Source organism: Burkholderia sp. CCA53, assembly GCF_001685525.1.
GTDB classification, from domain to species: Bacteria; Pseudomonadota; Gammaproteobacteria; order Burkholderiales; family Burkholderiaceae; genus Burkholderia; species Burkholderia multivorans.
The window spans coordinates 104,329-120,325 of record NZ_BDDJ01000003.1; the positions used below are offsets into that span (position 1 = coordinate 104,329).

Genomic DNA, 15,997 nt, shown 5'->3' on the forward strand with positions numbered 1-15,997 from the left:
AACATGGCCGATCTTCGCTGCACCATTGCGGGCATCACTTCTCCGAATCCGTTCTGGCTGGCCTCCGCGCCGCCGACCGACAAGGCCTACAACGTCAACCGCGCGTTCGAGGCGGGCTGGGGCGGCGTCGTCTGGAAGACGCTCGGACTCGATCCGCACGTCGTCAACGTCAGCTCGCGCTACGGCGCCGTGCAGTGGAACGGCCAGCGGATCGCGGGGCTGAACAACATCGAGCTGATCACCGATCGTCCGCTCGACGTGAACCTGCGCGAAATCGCGCAGGTGAAGCGCGACTGGCCCGACCGCGCGCTGATCGTGTCGCTGATGGTGCCGTGCAACGAGCGCGACTGGAAATGGATCCTGCCGCTCGTCGAGGACACCGGCGCCGATGCGGTCGAACTGAACTTCGGCTGTCCGCACGGCATGAGCGAGCGCGGCATGGGCGCGGCCGTCGGGCAGGTGCCCGAATACGTCGAGATGGTCACGCGCTGGGTCAAGGAAGGCACGAAGCTGCCGTGTCTCGTGAAGCTCACGCCGAATATCAGCGACATCCGGATGGGTTCGCGCGCCGCCTACAAGGGCGGCGCGGACGGCGTGTCGCTGATCAACACGATCAATTCGATCGTCGCGGTCGATCTCGACCAGATGGCGCCGATCCCGACCGTCGACGGCAAGGGCACGCACGGCGGCTACTGCGGGCCGGCGGTCAAGCCGATCGCGCTGAACATGGTCGCGGAGATCGCGCGCGATCCGGAAACGCCGAACCTGCCGATCTCCGGCATCGGCGGCATTTCGACATGGCGCGACGCCGCCGAATTCATCGTGCTCGGCGCGGGCAGCGTGCAGGTCTGCACGGCCGCGATGCATTACGGATTCCGGATCGTGTCGGACCTCGTGGACGGGCTGTCGAACTGGATGGACGACAAGGGCTATGCGACGCTCGACGACGTGCGCGGCCGCGCGGTGCCGAACGTCACCGACTGGAAGTACCTGAACCTGCAGTACGACATCAAGGCGCGCATCGACCAGGACCGCTGCATCCAGTGCGGGCTGTGCCACATCGCCTGCGAGGACACCTCGCATCAGGCGATCACGCGCGAGAAGGACGGCGTGCGGCACTTCGAAGTCGTCGATGCGGACTGCGTCGGCTGCAACCTCTGCATGCACGTGTGTCCGGTCGAACAGTGCATCACGATGGAGCGCGTCGATGCGGGCGGCTACGCGAACTGGACCACGCATCCGAACAACCCGGCACGCGCGGACGCAGGCGCGGGCGCCGCGCCGCCCGAGAAGCATGCGAAGGCGGCCTGAGCGGTAGCCGGCGGCGCGGTGCGAGCCGGGCCGCCGTTTTCGATTCCGTCGGCCGGCATCGAGCGATGCCGGCGCGGACGTTTCCGTGGAGCGCATCCGATGAAAGCGACAGCGAACGGTGCCGAACCCGACGGCATGGCGATGCCGGGCGGCAGCCTGTACAACGACGATCTGGCGCCGACGACGCCGGCGCAACGCACCTGGAAGTGGTATCACTTCGCGGCGCTGTGGGTCGGGATGGTGATGAACATCGCGTCGTACATGCTGGCGGCCGGCCTGATCCAGGAAGGCATGTCGCCGTGGCAGGCGGTGCTGACCGTGCTGCTCGGCAATCTGATCGTGCTCGTGCCGATGCTGCTGATCGGCCACGCAGGCGCGAAGCACGGGATTCCGTATGCGGTGCTCGTGCGCGCGTCGTTCGGTACGCAAGGCGCGAAACTGCCGGCGCTGCTGCGCGCGATCGTCGCGTGCGGCTGGTACGGGATTCAGACCTGGCTCGGCGGCAGCGCGATCTACACGCTGCTGAACATCCTGACCGGCAACGCGCTGCACGGCGCGGCGCTGCCGCTCGTCGGCATCTCGTTCGGGCAGCTCGCGTGCTTTCTGGTGTTCTGGGCGCTGCAGCTGTATTTCATCGTGCACGGCACCGATTCGATCCGCTGGCTCGAAAGCTGGTCGGCGCCGATCAAGGTCGTGATGTGCATCGCGCTCGTCTGGTGGGCGACCTCGAAGGCGGGCGGCGTCGGCTCGATGCTGTCCGCGCCGTCGCAGTTCGCGGCCGGCGGCAAGAAGGCCGGGCTGTTCTGGGCGACCTTCTGGCCGGGCCTCACCGCGATGGTCGGCTTCTGGGCGACGCTCGCGCTGAACATTCCCGACTTTACGCGCTTCGCGCATTCGCAGCGGGACCAGATGATCGGGCAGTCGCTCGGGCTGCCGGTGCCGATGGCGCTGCTGTCGGTCGTGTCGGTGGTCGTGACGTCCGCGACGGTCGTGATCTACGGCAACGCGATCTGGGATCCGATCGATCTGACGAGCCGGATGACGGGCATCGGTGTCGGCATCGCGCTCGTGATCCTGACGCTCGACACGATGTGCTGCAACCTCGCCGCGAATCTGGTCGGCCCCGCGTACGACTTCTCGAGCCTCTGGCCGAAACGGATCTCGTACCGCACGGGCGGGCTGATCACCGCGACGATCGCGATCGTGATGATGCCGTGGAAGATCCTCGCGACGACCGACGGCTACATCTTCACCTGGCTCGTCGGCTATTCGGCGCTGCTCGGCCCGGTGGCCGGGATCCTGATGGTCGACTACTTCCTGATTCGCGGCACGCAGCTCGACACGCGCGCGCTGTTCGACGAAAGCGGCGGCTTCAGCTATGCGCGCGGCTGGAATCCGGCCGCGCTCGCCGCGCTCGCGATCGGCGTGCTGCCGAACTTGCCCGGCTTTCTGCATACCGCGTTTCCGGCGTCGTTCCCGAACGTGCCGGCGTTCTTCAATACGCTGTACACCTACGCGTGGTTCGTCGGCCTCGTGCTGGCGTCGTGCGTGTACGGCACGTGGATGAGATGGCGCGCGGCGCAGCGCGCGCAGATCGCGAGTGCATGACGCGCGGCATGCGCGCCATGCGGCACCCGACAGTCAACGAGGAGGCAACGAGATGGCAATCCTGATTCGCGGCGGCACCGTGATCGATGCGGACCGCTCCTATCGCGCGGACGTGCTGTGCGCCGAGCCGCAGGACGGCGGCACGATCCTGCAGATCGCCGAGAAGATCGACGCGCCGGCCGGCGCGACGATCGTCGACGCGCACGACCAGTACGTGATGCCGGGCGGCATCGATCCGCATACGCACATGGAACTGCCGTTCATGGGCACGACGGCGAGCGACGATTTCTACTCGGGCACGGCCGCGGGGCTCGCGGGCGGCACGACGAGCATCATCGATTTCGTGATCCCGAGCCCGAAGCAGCCGCTGATGGACGCGTTTCGCGAATGGCGCGGCTGGGCCGAGAAGGCGGCGGCCGATTACGGCTTCCATGTCGCCGTCACCTGGTGGGACGAGTCGGTGCATCGCGACATGGGCACGCTCGTGCGCGAGCACGGCGTGTCGAGCTTCAAGCATTTCATGGCGTACAAGAACGCGATCATGGCCGACGACGAGATCCTCGTGAACAGCTTCACGCGTTCGCTCGAGCTCGGTGCGCTGCCGACCGTCCATGCGGAGAACGGCGAACTCGTGTTCCGGCTGCAGCAGGCGCTGCTCGCGCGCGGGATGACGGGCCCCGAAGCGCATCCGCTGTCGCGGCCGCCCGAAGTCGAAGGCGAGGCGGCGAACCGCGCGATCCGCATCGCGCAGGTGCTCGGCGTGCCGGTGTATATCGTCCACGTCTCGGCGAAGGACGCGGTCGATGCGATCACGCGCGCGCGCAGCGAAGGGCTGCGCGTGTTCGGCGAAGTGCTGCCCGGCCACCTGGTGATCGACGAGGCCGTGTATCGCGATCCCGACTGGACGCGCGCGGCCGCGCACGTGATGAGCCCGCCGTTCCGCTCGGCCGAGCATCGCGAAGCGCTGTGGCGCGGGCTGCAGGCCGGGCAGCTGCACACGACGGCGACCGATCACTGCGTGTTCTGCGCCTCGCAGAAGGCGATGGGCCGCGACGATTTCACGAAGATTCCGAACGGCTGCGGCGGCGTCGAGGATCGAATGTCGGTGCTGTGGCATCACGGCGTGAACCACGGCCGCATCACGCCGAACGAGTTCGTGCGGATCACGTCGACGAATGCCGCGCAGATCTTCAACCTGTATCCGCGCAAGGGCGCGGTGCAGGTCGGCGCCGATGCGGATCTCGTCGTCTGGGATCCGGCCGCGACGAAGACGATCTCGGTGAACACGCATCACCAGCAGGTCGACTTCAACGTGTTCGGGGGGATGACCGTGCAGGGCGTCGCGACGCACACGCTCACGCGCGGTGCGCTCGCCTGGGCCGACGGCGAGCTGCGCGCGGTGCGCGGCGCGGGCCGCTACCTGAAGCGGCCGCCCGTGGCCGGCTACTACGAGGCGGCGCGCATCGCGAACCGGCTGCGCGAGCCGCAACCGGTCGAGCGCGCGCACTGAGCCTGCGGCGCGGGGCGGGCGGCGGCGCGCGTCAGCGCACGTCGTCCACTTCGCGGATCGGGATCACCGTGCGCGCGCCGCACTGGCGCAGCAGGTCGCGCAGTTCGTTGATGACGGGAAACACCTCGTGGTTCCAGTCGGCGCCCTGCCGGTCGTGCGCTTCCTGCTCGCGCTCGACGATCCAGCGATCCTCGCCGAAGATGCGCTCGGTAAACCAGACGAGCAGCGGCCACGCGAGATCGAGCGCGAACGGCACGCCCGGCTTGCGGATCGACAGCAGCCCGAACGTGCGGTTGGTGCGCTGCGCGGCATCGAGCGGCACGTAGACGATCCACAGGTCCATCACGAGCGTGCCCTCGCTCGAGCGAATCTGCAGCGTCTGATACGGGTAGCCGGTGCGCACCGTCATCACGCTCTTGTTCGCCTGGTCGCCCGGCTTCTTGCTCGAACCGAACACGAGCGCCTCGCCGACCGGCTGCTTGCCTTCCATGCGCGCGAACGTGTAGTCGACCTCGACCCAGTCGTCGCCGCGACGGCGGCCGACGCAGCGTGCGCGCATCTGGCCCATCTGCTTGCGGTGCAGGAACTGATGGTTCATGTCCATCAGGTTCTCGTGCATGAACGAGTAGTGGCACTTGACCTCGCGGCCGAAGCGGCGCGTCTTGTAGCCGCGGTCGTCCGCGGAGGCGAGCAGCGGGAACGGCCGTTCGTCGGCGCGCGTCGCGTCGCCGGGGAACACGAAGATCAGCCCGTGCGCTTCGCGGCACGGATACGCGCGCACGCCGTTCGGCAGCCGCTCGCGGCCGAGATACGGCACGTCGACGCAGCGGCCGCTGCTGCAGTCGTAGGTCCAGCCGTGATAGCAGCAGCGCAGCGTTTCGCCGGCGACGACGCCCGCATGCAGCGGCACCTGGCGGTGCGCGCAACGGTCTTCGAGCGCGTAGACGGCGCCCGATTCGGTGCGCACGAGCACGATCGGCTCGCCGGCGAAGCGCACGCCGAGCGTCTTGCCGCGCTTGAGCTCGCGCGACCACGCGAGCGGATACCAGTAATCGGGGTGAATCGGCACGCGGCGCAGATCGCGCACGAGCGCGCCGCTGGCGGGTTCGAGGGTGTTGCTGTCGGGCAAAGGCACTGCGCGCATGCGTGACGCCTCCTTGCTTGACCAGATGGTGATCGTCGCGTGACGCGACGGCGATCTGGAGGAGTCTACGCGAAGTTGCCGTGCCAAGCCCGATCGATGTCCATTTGTCCCGCTGTTGCGGTCGGACATTTCATATGACGAAGCAGCGGCGGCCTGCGCGGCCGCCGCCGCCGCCGCGCCGGTCAGCGGCTCGCGTCGCGCCACAGGACCGCATCGGCGCGGTAGAGCGCCGGAAACCGCTGCTGCAGTGCGGCGACCTTCGGCAGATCGTTGAACGCGATGTAGGGCGCGTCCGGATGCAGTTCGAGGTAGTTCTGATGATACGACTCGGCCGGATAGAAGCCGTTGAACGGCTCGACGCGCGTGACGATCGGCGTGGCGAACGTATGCGCGCGACCGAGCTGCGCGACGTACGCGGTCGCGATCGCGCGCTGCTGCGCGCTGGTCGGGAAGATCGCCGAACGATACTGGGTGCCTTCGTCCGGGCCCTGCCGGTTCAGCTCGGTCGGGTCGTGCGCGACCGAGAAGAAGATCTGCAGCAGCCGGCCGTACGTGATCCGCGCGGGATCGTAGACGATGCGCACCGATTCGGCATGGCCGGTCAGGCCCGTGCCGACGAGCGCGTAATGCGCGGTTTCGGATGCGCCGCCCGCGTAGCCGGCCGTGACCTGCTTCACGCCCTTCACGTGTTCGAAGACGCCCTGCACGCCCCAGAAGCAGCCGCCGGCGAGCACGGCCGTTTCGTCGTGCGACGCGCCGGGCGTCTCGTCGAGCGTCGGGGCGGGGGCCGTGCGCGTCGGCTCGGCGGACTGGCCGGCGCGCTGATAGCCGATCACGGCGGCGGCCGCGACGGCGAGCGCGCCGATGCGCCGCAGCATCGCCGTGCGCCGCCGGCGCGCCGGTTGTGGGGAGGATGTCGTGTTCATCGTGGTACTCCTTCGCAGTCGGTTCGAAACGGGCGAGCGGCGCGCGACGTGCGCGCCGGCGCGGTCAGCCGAACGTGAACGCGTACGCGTCGACGCCGGCGTCGAGAAACTCGATCGAGAACGTGCGGTCGGCGATCGCGCCCGGCTGCCGCACGAGCTGATACAGCCGTTGCCCGGTCACGGTGCCGTAGCCCTGCGCATCGACGTCGCTGCCGTGCGCGTCGCCGGGCGCGGCGCCGTCGACCGTCACGCGAAAGCGCACCGGCTTGCCGTTCGCGCCCGGGCCGAGCACGAGATGCAGATCGCGCGCATGGAACCGGTAGACGATGCGGCCGGCCGGCGCCGCGAGCGTCGCGTGCTCGGCGCCGACCTGCCATGTGCCGGCCAGCCCCCAGTCGTTGAGCGCGGGATGCGCGGGCGCGTCGTAGCGATGCGCGGCATCGCGCACGACGCCGCCGGGCGACGCGAAGTCTTCCGCACGCGCATAGCCGACGTAGGTCTCGGGCGAGCGCACGTCCGCGCTGTCGGCGGCGGCGAGTGCGCCTTGGGCGGGGCTGCCCGCCAGGCCGACCGGCACGTTCAGTGCGTCCGGGTGCCCGGCTTCGGCGAGCAGCGACTGGATCGCGCGCTCCGATTCCGCGTATTCGCCTTCGCCGAAGTGATGGCGGCGAATGCGGCCGTGCGCATCGACGAAGTAGTGCGCGGGCCAGTATTCGTTGTTGAACGCGCGCCAGATCGCATAGCGGTTGTCGATCGCAACCGGATAGTCGATGCCGAGATCGTGGACCGCCTTTTTCACGTTGCCGATGTCGCGCTCGAACGCGAACTCCGGCGCGTGCACGCCGATCACGACGAGCCCGTAGCGTGCGTACTTGCGCGCCCACGCATTCGTGTACGGCAGCGTGCGCAGGCAGTTGATGCACGAATAGGTCCAGAAATCGACGAGCACGACCTTGCCGCGCAGGGCGGCCGCCGTCAGCGGCGGCGAGTTCAGCCACTGCACCGCGCCGTCGAGCGGCGGCAGCGTGCCCTCGACGGGCAGCGCGGCCGGTGCGGCCATCGGCGCGGCCGCGCGCATCATCGCGCCGGCGGGCGCTGCGCTGCGCTCCGCTGCCGCGGTATCGGCCGCCGCCATCATCGCGGGGCCCGGGCCGGCATCGCGCTGCATGCGACCGGGCGCGCCGTCGACGGCCGCCATCGCAATCGGCATGCCCGCCGGGCGGCCGCCGAGCCGGTCGACGAGGCGCGTTTCGAGGCCGCCCGTCGCGATCGTCGACAACTGCGCGAGCGCACCGGTGTCGACACCGAGCGCGATCGCGCCGACGCCGGCCAAGAGCGCCGCGCCGATGCCGCGGCGGATCCATTCGCCGGCGCCGAGCGAGCGCTTCATCGCGGCGAACACCTTGCCGCCGATCACGAGCGCGACGCCGAGCGACGTCGCCGCGCCTGCCGCGTACGCGATCAGCAGCAGCGTGGTGCCGACGTTCGCGCCGTGCAGTGCCGCGCCCGTCAGCACGAGGCCGAGGATCGGGCCGGCGCAGGGCGCCCACAGCAGGCCGGTCGCGACGCCGAGCAGCAGCGACGACACGGGTCCGGCCGGGCGGCCGTCGCGCTGCGCGAGCCCGGTGAGCCGGTTGCCGGCCGCGACGAGCGGGCGCGTCAGATGTTCCGCGACGCGCGGCATCAGCAGGCTCAGGCCGAAGATCGCGAGCAGCACGATCGCGGCCCAGCGGCCGGCCTGATTGGCCTGTGCGACCCAGCCGCCGCCGACGGCGGCGAGCGTCGCGACGACGGCGAACGTGAGCGCCATCCCGACGAGCAGCGGCAGGCCGGTGCGCACGAATGGCTGGTCGGCGCGCGCGAACACGAACGGCAGCACCGGCAGGATGCACGGGCTCAGGATCGTGAGTACGCCGCCGAGATAGGCGAGGACGATGAGCAGCATGGGAGCGTCTCCGAAGAGTCAGCGGATCGGGGCCGGATCAGGCGGCCGCCGGGTGGAAGACGAGCGCGAGACCGTTCATGCAGTAGCGCAAGCCGGTCGGCGGCGGGCCGTCGTCGAATACGTGGCCGAGATGGCCGCCGCAGCGGCGGCAATGCACTTCGGTGCGCGTCATCCCGAACGAGGTGTCGGCACCGGTGCCGACCGCGTGATCGAGCGGCTGCCAGAAGCTCGGCCAGCCGGTGTGGCTGTCGAATTTGGCGCTCGACGAGAACAGCGCGAGATCGCAGCCGGCGCACGCGAACGTGCCGCGCCGATGTTCGTCGTTGAGCGGGCTGCTGTAGGGCGGCTCGGTGCCCGCGTCGCGCAGCACCGTGTACTGCGCAGGCGTGAGCCGGCGGTGCCATTCGGCGTCGCTCAGCGCGACTTCGAAGCGACCGGCCGGCGGCGCGGCGAACGCGCGGCCGACGAGCGCGCGGCGGCCGGCCGACGACAGCGCGGCCAGCGCGGCGAGGCCGGCAGTGCCGGCGAACAGAAAGTGTCTGCGGGTGGGCATGATCGGCTCCTGAGGGCAGGTCCTGAAAACATGCGCACAGGGTAGGCAGCGGCCGGTGTCGAAGTCCTCACGGAAAGTTAAATGAATTGTGATCCCTTGCCGCCGGAAAATTTTGCACAATGGCGGCAGCGGCCGCGCGCCGCCATTCGAGCCGGGCGCCGTCCGATCCGGCATCCGCCCCGCAACCCGACCGCGCTCCGGCGCGCCGCGCCATCGCCATGGACCATCCGAAACGCATCCTGATCGTCGAGGACGACGCCGACATCGCCGACGTGCTGAGCCTGCATCTGCGCGACGAACGCTACGAGGTCGTGCACAGCGCGGACGGCGCGCAAGGGCTGCGGCTGCTGGAACAGGGCGGCTGGGACGCGCTGATCCTCGATCTGATGCTGCCCGGCGTCGACGGCCTCGAAATCTGCCGGCGCGCGCGCGCGATGGCGCGCTACACGCCGATCATCATCACGAGCGCGCGTTCGAGCGAGGTGCACCGGATCCTCGGTCTCGAAATCGGCGCGGACGACTATCTCGCGAAGCCGTTTTCGGTGCTCGAACTGGTGGCACGCGTGAAGGCGCTGCTGCGGCGCGTCGACGCGCTCGCGCGCGATTCGCGGATCGATGCGGGCACGCTCGACGTCGCGGGACTGTCCATCGACCCCATCGCGCGCGAGGCCAGCGTCGACGGCACGCGCATCGACCTGACGCCGCGCGAGTTCGATCTGCTGTACTTCTTCGCGCGCCATCCGGGCAAGGTGTTCTCGCGCATGGATCTGCTCAATGCGGTATGGGGCTATCAGCACGAAGGCTACGAGCACACGGTGAACACGCACATCAACCGGCTGCGCGCGAAGATCGAGGCCGATCCGGCCGAACCCGTGCGGATCCTGACCGTATGGGGACGCGGCTACAAGCTCGCGGCCCCCGAGCAGCGGGACGCATGATGAGACTCACGCTCACCCGCCGCCTGTCGCTCGTCTTCTCGGTGCTGCTGCTCGCCTGCTCGGGCGCGTCCGCGTGGCTGCAGATCCGCGCGAACGACATGCGCGAGAAGGAGGTCGTGCAGGCGCTGTCGCGCGATCTCGCCGCGCACATCGCGAACAGTACGCCGCTGATGGGCGCGAACGGGCTGCGCCCCGATGCGGTACGCACGCTGTTCGGCCAGCTGATGGGCGTAAACCCGAGCGTCGAGGTGTACCTGCTCGACAACGCGGGCCGCATCGTCGGCGACGATGCGCCGCCCGGCCACGTGAAGCGCGGCCGCGTCGATCTCGCGCCCGTGAAGCGCTTCATCGCGGGCGACCCGCTGCCCATCCTCGGCGACGATCCGCGCAGCGCCGACGCACGCAAGGTGTTCAGCGCGGCGCCGCTGCAGCGCGCGGGCGAGCCGCCGGCCGGCTACATCTACGTCGTGTTGCTCGGCGAGGCGCACGACCAGCTTGCCGCGCGCGTCGAGGCGGGCAACGTGCTGCGCACGACGCTCTGGTCGATGGCGCTCGTCGCGCTGCTCGGCCTGCTCGCGGGGCTGGTCGCGTTCAGCCTGATCACGCGTCCGCTGCGCCGTCTGACCGACGCGATGCGCCGCTTCGACGCCGACGGCGCGCCGGACACGCAGCCGCCCGTACCGCGCAGCGCGCCCGGCCGGCGCGGCGACGACATCGCGGTGCTCGAATCGGCGTTCGCGCAGATGGCCGACCGGATCGGCGAGCAATGGCGCGCGCTGACGCGGCAGGACCAGCAGCGGCGCGAACTGATCGCAAACATCTCGCACGACCTGCGCACGCCGCTGACGTCGCTGCACGGCTATCTGGAGACGCTGTCGCTGAAGGCCGACACGCTCGGCGAGCCCGACCGGCGCCGCTATCTGTCGATCGCGCTCGCGCAGAGCGCGAAGGTCGGCCGGCTCGCGCAGGCGCTGTTCGAACTCGCGCGGCTCGAGTCGGGCGGCGTGCAGCCGGAGCGCGAGGCGTTCTCGATCGTCGATCTCGTGCAGGACGTGTTCCAGAAGTTCGAGCTGACCGCGCAGGCGCGCGGCATTGCGCTGCATGCGCGGATTCCGTCGCGCGTGCCGGCGGTGTCGGCCGACGTCGCGATGATCGAGCGCGTGCTGACGAACCTGATCGACAACGCGCTGCGGCACACGCCCGCGCACGGCGACGTCGAAGTCGCCGTCGAGCCGCGCGGCGACCGCGTGCTCGTGACCGTGTCGGATACGGGGGAAGGGATTCCGCCGGCGCGCCGCGAAGGGCTGTTTCAGCGGCCGCAGCGGCCCGCGAGCGGCGCGGCGGCGCGCAGCGGCGGGCTCGGCCTGCTGATCGTGCATCGGATGCTGCTGCTCAACGACAGCCGCATCCGGCTTGTCGATCGTGCGGGGTTCGGCGCGGTGTTCGAATTCGCGCTGCCCGTTGCATCGGCCGCGAGCGGCGACGGCGCGTCGACGGGCGGCGACATGCGCTGAGCCGCGTCGATCGCGGTACGGCGCACGATGCGTCGCGCGACGTCCTCGGCTCTCGGCTCTTCGCTTTCCGCTCGCGCCGACGCGCATCGCGCGTCATCGGCCGCGCTTGCGCCGCACGTCGCTCGGCGTCGTGCCGGTCCAGCGCTTGAACGCATGGCGGAATCCGACCGCGTCGCTGAAGCCGAGCGTCGACGCGATATCGTCGATGCTGAGCGTGGTCGTGCTCAGATAGTCGATCGCGAGCGCCTTGCGCACGCTCGTCAGCAGCGCGCTGTACGACGTGCCTTCGGCTTCGAGCTTGCGCCGCAGCGTGCGCGACGTGATGCAGAGGCTGTCCGCGATCGCGTCGATGTCGGGAAACTGGCCGGGCGTGCGCGTGAGTTCCTGATAGACACGCCGCGTGACGTCGGCCTGGCTGCGCAATTCGTCGAGCAGCCGCGCACACTGCGACGACACCTGCGCGGCCGTGATCGGATTGGCGAGCTGCGGCGCGCGTGCGAGCCACGCCGACGGATAGCCGAGCGCATGACGCGGCTGGTCGAACGCGATCGGGCATTCGAGCACGTCGGCCAGCAGCGCCGCATGCGGCGGCCGCGGCTGCGCGAAGTGCGCGCGCGCCGGCACGCACCACGCGCCCATCACGTCCTTGATGATCGTCACGTGCACGGCGAACTGCAGGTCGATGAGGAATCGGTACAGCGCGGTGTCGAGATCGGGCAGTGCCACTTCGTGCGGGTCCGGAAACAGCCACGACGCGATGCCGTCGTGCTCGACCCAGCGGATCGCGAGCACGCGGTTCGCGAGCTGGTGGTATTTGACGGCCGAATCGAACGTGTGCGCGAGCGAGGTCGAGCAGAGCAGCGCGTAGCCGTACATCCCGTAGCTCGACGCGTGCAGCCGGCTGCCGACGCGCAGGCCGAGATCGGTGCCGTCGTATGCGCGAATCGCGTTGCGCGCGGCCGTCAGGAACTGCAGCGACGACGTGAGCGTAAAGGGATCGGCGACGGCGGCCGCATCGAGCCCCGTGCCGTCGAGCACGACCGCAGCGTCGACGCCGAGCGCCGACGCGACGTCGACGAGTACCGCGAGCTTCGTCGGCGAATAGCGCCGGTCGTGCAGCGCGTGCATCGACGGCGCGTCCGGCACGGCCGCCGCGGGGGCGGCCGGCGGGTTCGGAAGCGTGCTGCGCGTCATGGCGGGAGTGTCCGTCCGTTTTAGTACCTGTCCGGGCCAGCGATTCTGCCCGCGAACGTCCGGCCGCGCCACCGGGTTCACCCTGATGCGGGCGGCTGCGCGCGGCACGCGTGTGTGCGCCGACACACATCCGGGCGTGCGCGTGTCCGTTTCAATCACCTTTTCGGCCGCGCCGATCATTTTCAAGGGCTGCCGCGCAAGCGATAGTCGCCGTTCAGGCGGCGGCCCGCGTCACCCGGACGCGCAGGCAGCCGCGTGCACGGCGCCATGCCGGATCGGGACGGCCGACAGTCCGCGCGCGCCGTCCACGGAGGAGATCGATCATGACAAACAGACCCTGGATCGGGTCGTACGGCCCGATTCCCGCGGAGATCGACGCCGATCGCGATGCATCGGTCACGGCGATGCTCGGCGACGCGATGCGCCGCTTCGCCGACCGCCCCGCGTTTCGCGCGGGCGCACGCACGCTGACCTATGCGGACGTCGATCGGCTGTCGTCCGCGCTCGCCGCGTATCTTCAGCAGGTCGTCGGCGTTCGCCGCGGCGATCGCGTCGCGGTGATGCTGCCGAACGTGCCCGCGTTTCCGATCGCGTTCGTCGCCGTCGCCAAGCTCCGCGCGGTGCAGGTGAACGTCAATCCGCTCTATACCGCGCGCGAACTCGAACATCAGCTCAACGACGCGGGCGTCGAGACGATCGTCGTATGCGGTGGATCGACCGGCACGCTGGCCGACGTGATCGCACGCACGCGGATCCGTACGGTGCTGACCGTCGGGCCCGAGGATCTCGGCATCGTGCCGGTCGCCGACGCGGCGCGCGGCGCATTGCCGACGGCGACGATCGCACTCGCCGACGCGCTCGAAGACGGCGCGCGCCGCACGTTCGACGCCGTCGCGCCGAGCGGCGACGATCTGCTGCTGCTGCAGTACACGGGCGGCACGACCGGGCTGTCGAAGGGCGCGGCGCTGTCGCATCGCAACCTCGTCGCGAACGTCGCGCAGTTCGCCGCGTTCATGTCCGACGCGCTGCGCGCGGGCGACGAGGTGATCGTCACCGCGATTCCGCTGTATCACATCTTCGCGCTGACGGTGAACTTCCTGTCGTACTTCACGGCCGGTGCGCAGAACTGGCTCGTCGCGAATCCGCGCGACGTCGATGCGCTGGTCGACGTGCTCGCGGCCGCGCGGCCGACGGTGTTCGTCGGCGTGAACACGCTGTATGCGGCGCTGAACGCGTATCCGCGGCTCGGCGATGTCGACTGGTCGCGGCTGCGGCTCTCGATCGGCGGCGGCGCGGCGACGATCGACGTCGTGTCGGCGCGCTGGCAGGCGATCACCGGCAACTTCATCCGCGAGGGCTACGGGCTGTCCGAGACGTCGCCGGTCGTGTCGTTCAATCCGCTGTTCGTCGATCGCTTCACCGGCACGACGGGCCTGCCGTTGCCGTCGACCGACGTGAAGCTGCTCGACGAGCGCGATCGCGAGGCGGCGATCGGCGAGCCGGGCGAGATCTGCGTGAAGGGGCCGCAGGTGATGACGGGCTACTGGCAGCAGCCGGACGCGAACGCGGCGGCGTTCACGGCCGACGGCTATTTCCGCACCGGCGATATCGGCGTGTTCGACGCGGCGGGCTTCCTGCGCATCGTCGACCGGAAGAAGGACATGATCCTCGTATCGGGCTTCAACGTGTATCCGAACGAGGTCGAGGCCGTCGCGACCGCGTTGCCCGGTGTCGCCGAATGCGCGTGCATCGGCATGCCGGACGAGCGCACCGGCGAGGCCGTGAAGCTGTTCGCGGTGCTCGCGCCTGGTGCCACGCTGACCGAGGCCGACATCGTCGCGCACTGCCGCGCGAACCTCGCCGGCTACAAGGTGCCGAAGTGCGTGCGCATCGTCGAGCGGCTGCCGAAGTCGACGGTCGGCAAGATCCTGCGCCGGGAACTGTCGCGCGCCGACTGATGGGCTCGCGAGGCCGTGCGGACGGCGCCGTGCGGCGCGCGACGCGGCCCGTCGTGCGCGCGCGGCGCCGGCAGCCGCTGCAGTACAATGCGAGCCGTTCGATCGACGGGGACGCGATGACCGGCTCAGATTCACCTACTGCCCGGCCCGGGCGCGCGCTGCCGCCGCCCAGCGCGACGGTGCCGATTTCGCTCGTCAACGGCTTTCTCGCGAGCGCCGGCGTACAGCACGATATCGTCGAGCGCTACCTGCGGGAGGCCGGCATCCCGGCCGAGCTGCGCAGCGAGCCGCACGCGCGCGTGACCGAGGAGCAGTTCTCGACGCTATACCGCACGCTCGCGATCGAGCTCGACGACGAGATGCCCGGCATCTTCTCGCGCCCGTTGCGCGGCGGCACGCTCAAATATCTGTGCCTGAGCCTGCTCGATGCGCGCAATCTCGAAACCGCGCAGCATCGCTTCGGCCAGTTCTTCCATATTCTGCTCGACGATTTCTTCGTCGAGTCGAAGCGCGACGGCCTCGTCGCGCAGGTGCTGCTGCGGCCGAATCCGGCAGTCGGGCCGATCGGCGCGCTCGGCCAGGAACTGATGCTCAAGCTCGTGCACGGCGTGTGCTCCTGGCTGATCGGACAAAGGATTCCGCTGCTGCAGATCGAGTTCGCGTGTCCGCGGCCGCGCCACGCGGTCGATCATCTCTATTTCTTCTCGGGGCCCGTGCAGTTCGACTGCGAGCGCACGCTGATGCGCTTCAGCGCCGACTATCTGGACGCGCCGATCCGGCAGAGCAAGCGCAACCTGCGCAAGTTCCTCGCACGCGCGCCCGGCGACTGGATCTTCGAGACGTTCAGCGAGCAGCGCGTCTGTCACCGCGTGCGGCAGTATTTGTCCGAGGCATTGCCCGATCTGCCGGTGATCGAACAGGCGGCCGAGCATCTGCATTGCTCGGTGCGCACGCTGAGCCGCCATCTGGCCGCGGAAGGCACGACGTTCCAGGCGCTCAAGGACGAATTGCGGCGCGACATCGCGATCCAGCGGCTCACCGACACGCAGGACACGATCGCGGCGATCGGCGCCGATATCGGCTTCGACGATCCGAGCGCGTTTCATCGCGCGTTCCGGCACTGGACGGGCAGTACGCCGGGGACGTATCGGCGGCGTGCTTAGCGTGTGGGGACGCGGTGGTGGTTTGCGCGGCGCGCGTCCCATAACCGGCTCCGTTCGGGCTTCGCTTCCCATGGACGGCATCCATCGACGGATCCCATAGGCGGCTTCCTTTGGGGATGGGGGCGGAAAGGCGCGATGATGGGGGCGATCGCGGATGTCGCGTGCGGTGCGGGGATGCGTGCTGCTGCGTGACGAACCCTGCCGTTTTCGAACCGGGCCGCGGCTGCATGCGG

At 69.6% G+C, this 15,997-nt stretch carries 12 protein-coding genes; 7 read left to right on the top strand and 5 right to left on the bottom strand.

Translation table 11 applies throughout. From position 1 onward, the window contains the following. The first annotated feature begins 3 nt into the window (after nucleotides 1-3). The 3 genes from preA to hydA all read left to right on the top strand — a co-directional run bounded on the left by preA (nucleotide 4) and on the right by hydA (nucleotide 4,429). On the top strand, nucleotides 4-1,311 hold the full coding sequence (preA, locus tag BCR55_RS27220; protein WP_006407312.1) for an NAD-dependent dihydropyrimidine dehydrogenase subunit PreA: 1,308 nt from the start codon (nucleotides 4-6) through the stop codon (nucleotides 1,309-1,311). Between the two features lie 99 nt (nucleotides 1,312-1,410). After that, nucleotides 1,411-2,919, top strand: coding sequence for an NCS1 family nucleobase:cation symporter-1 (locus tag BCR55_RS27225; protein WP_053298920.1), 1,509 nt, complete (start codon nucleotides 1,411-1,413; stop codon nucleotides 2,917-2,919). Between the two features lie 52 nt (nucleotides 2,920-2,971). Continuing rightward, on the top strand, nucleotides 2,972-4,429 hold the full coding sequence (gene hydA, locus BCR55_RS27230) for a dihydropyrimidinase (protein WP_065496867.1): 1,458 nt from the start codon (nucleotides 2,972-2,974) through the stop codon (nucleotides 4,427-4,429). 31 nt (nucleotides 4,430-4,460) lie between these two features. On the opposite strand, the gene BCR55_RS27235 is transcribed toward hydA, so the two are convergent. The 4 genes from BCR55_RS27235 to msrB form a co-directional block, all read right to left on the bottom strand. Further along, nucleotides 4,461-5,573, bottom strand: a complete 1,113-nt coding sequence (locus BCR55_RS27235; protein ID WP_065496873.1) for an aromatic ring-hydroxylating dioxygenase subunit alpha — start codon at nucleotides 5,571-5,573, stop codon at nucleotides 4,461-4,463. Between the two features lie 182 nt (nucleotides 5,574-5,755). Further along, nucleotides 5,756-6,499, bottom strand: coding sequence for a peptide-methionine (S)-S-oxide reductase MsrA (gene msrA, locus BCR55_RS27240; RefSeq protein ID WP_035489667.1), 744 nt, complete (start codon nucleotides 6,497-6,499; stop codon nucleotides 5,756-5,758). 64 nt (nucleotides 6,500-6,563) lie between these two features. Then, entirely contained in the window at nucleotides 6,564-8,444 is a 1,881-nt protein-coding gene (locus BCR55_RS27245; RefSeq protein ID WP_065496875.1) for a cytochrome c biogenesis protein DipZ, read from the bottom strand. A 37-nt stretch (nucleotides 8,445-8,481) separates the two neighbouring features. Then, entirely contained in the window at nucleotides 8,482-8,997 is a 516-nt protein-coding gene (gene msrB / locus BCR55_RS27250) for a peptide-methionine (R)-S-oxide reductase MsrB (RefSeq protein ID WP_065496877.1), read from the bottom strand. Nucleotides 8,998-9,215: 218 nt separating this feature from the next. On the opposite strand from msrB, the gene BCR55_RS27255 reads away from it, so the two are divergent. Together BCR55_RS27255 and BCR55_RS27260 are read left to right on the top strand one after the other, a co-directional pair. Then, nucleotides 9,216-9,935: a response regulator transcription factor gene (locus BCR55_RS27255; protein ID WP_006402891.1), complete on the top strand. Its 720-nt coding sequence runs from the start codon at nucleotides 9,216-9,218 to the stop codon at nucleotides 9,933-9,935. Then, entirely contained in the window at nucleotides 9,932-11,449 is a 1,518-nt protein-coding gene (locus tag BCR55_RS27260; RefSeq protein ID WP_065496879.1) for a HAMP domain-containing sensor histidine kinase, read from the top strand. The genes BCR55_RS27255 and BCR55_RS27260 overlap by 4 nt, the downstream gene beginning before the upstream one ends. Before the next feature lie 93 nt (nucleotides 11,450-11,542). Here BCR55_RS27260 and BCR55_RS27265 read toward each other — a convergent pair whose 3' ends face one another. Further along, nucleotides 11,543-12,643 carry an AraC family transcriptional regulator gene (locus BCR55_RS27265; RefSeq protein WP_053298926.1) on the bottom strand — a complete coding sequence of 367 codons (1,101 nt, stop codon included), beginning with the start codon at nucleotides 12,641-12,643 and terminating at the stop codon, nucleotides 11,543-11,545. A 323-nt stretch (nucleotides 12,644-12,966) separates the two neighbouring features. Between BCR55_RS27265 and BCR55_RS27270 the strand changes: the two genes are divergently transcribed. Together BCR55_RS27270 and BCR55_RS27275 are read left to right on the top strand one after the other, a co-directional pair. Beyond that, nucleotides 12,967-14,601 (top strand): AMP-binding protein, encoded by a 1,635-nt coding sequence (locus tag BCR55_RS27270; protein WP_065496880.1) that lies wholly within the window; start codon nucleotides 12,967-12,969, stop codon nucleotides 14,599-14,601. Continuing rightward, nucleotides 14,601-15,764: an AraC family transcriptional regulator gene (locus BCR55_RS27275; protein WP_006407324.1), complete on the top strand. Its 1,164-nt coding sequence runs from the start codon at nucleotides 14,601-14,603 to the stop codon at nucleotides 15,762-15,764. The genes BCR55_RS27270 and BCR55_RS27275 overlap by 1 nt, the downstream gene beginning before the upstream one ends. The last annotated feature ends 233 nt before the right edge of the window (nucleotides 15,765-15,997 follow it).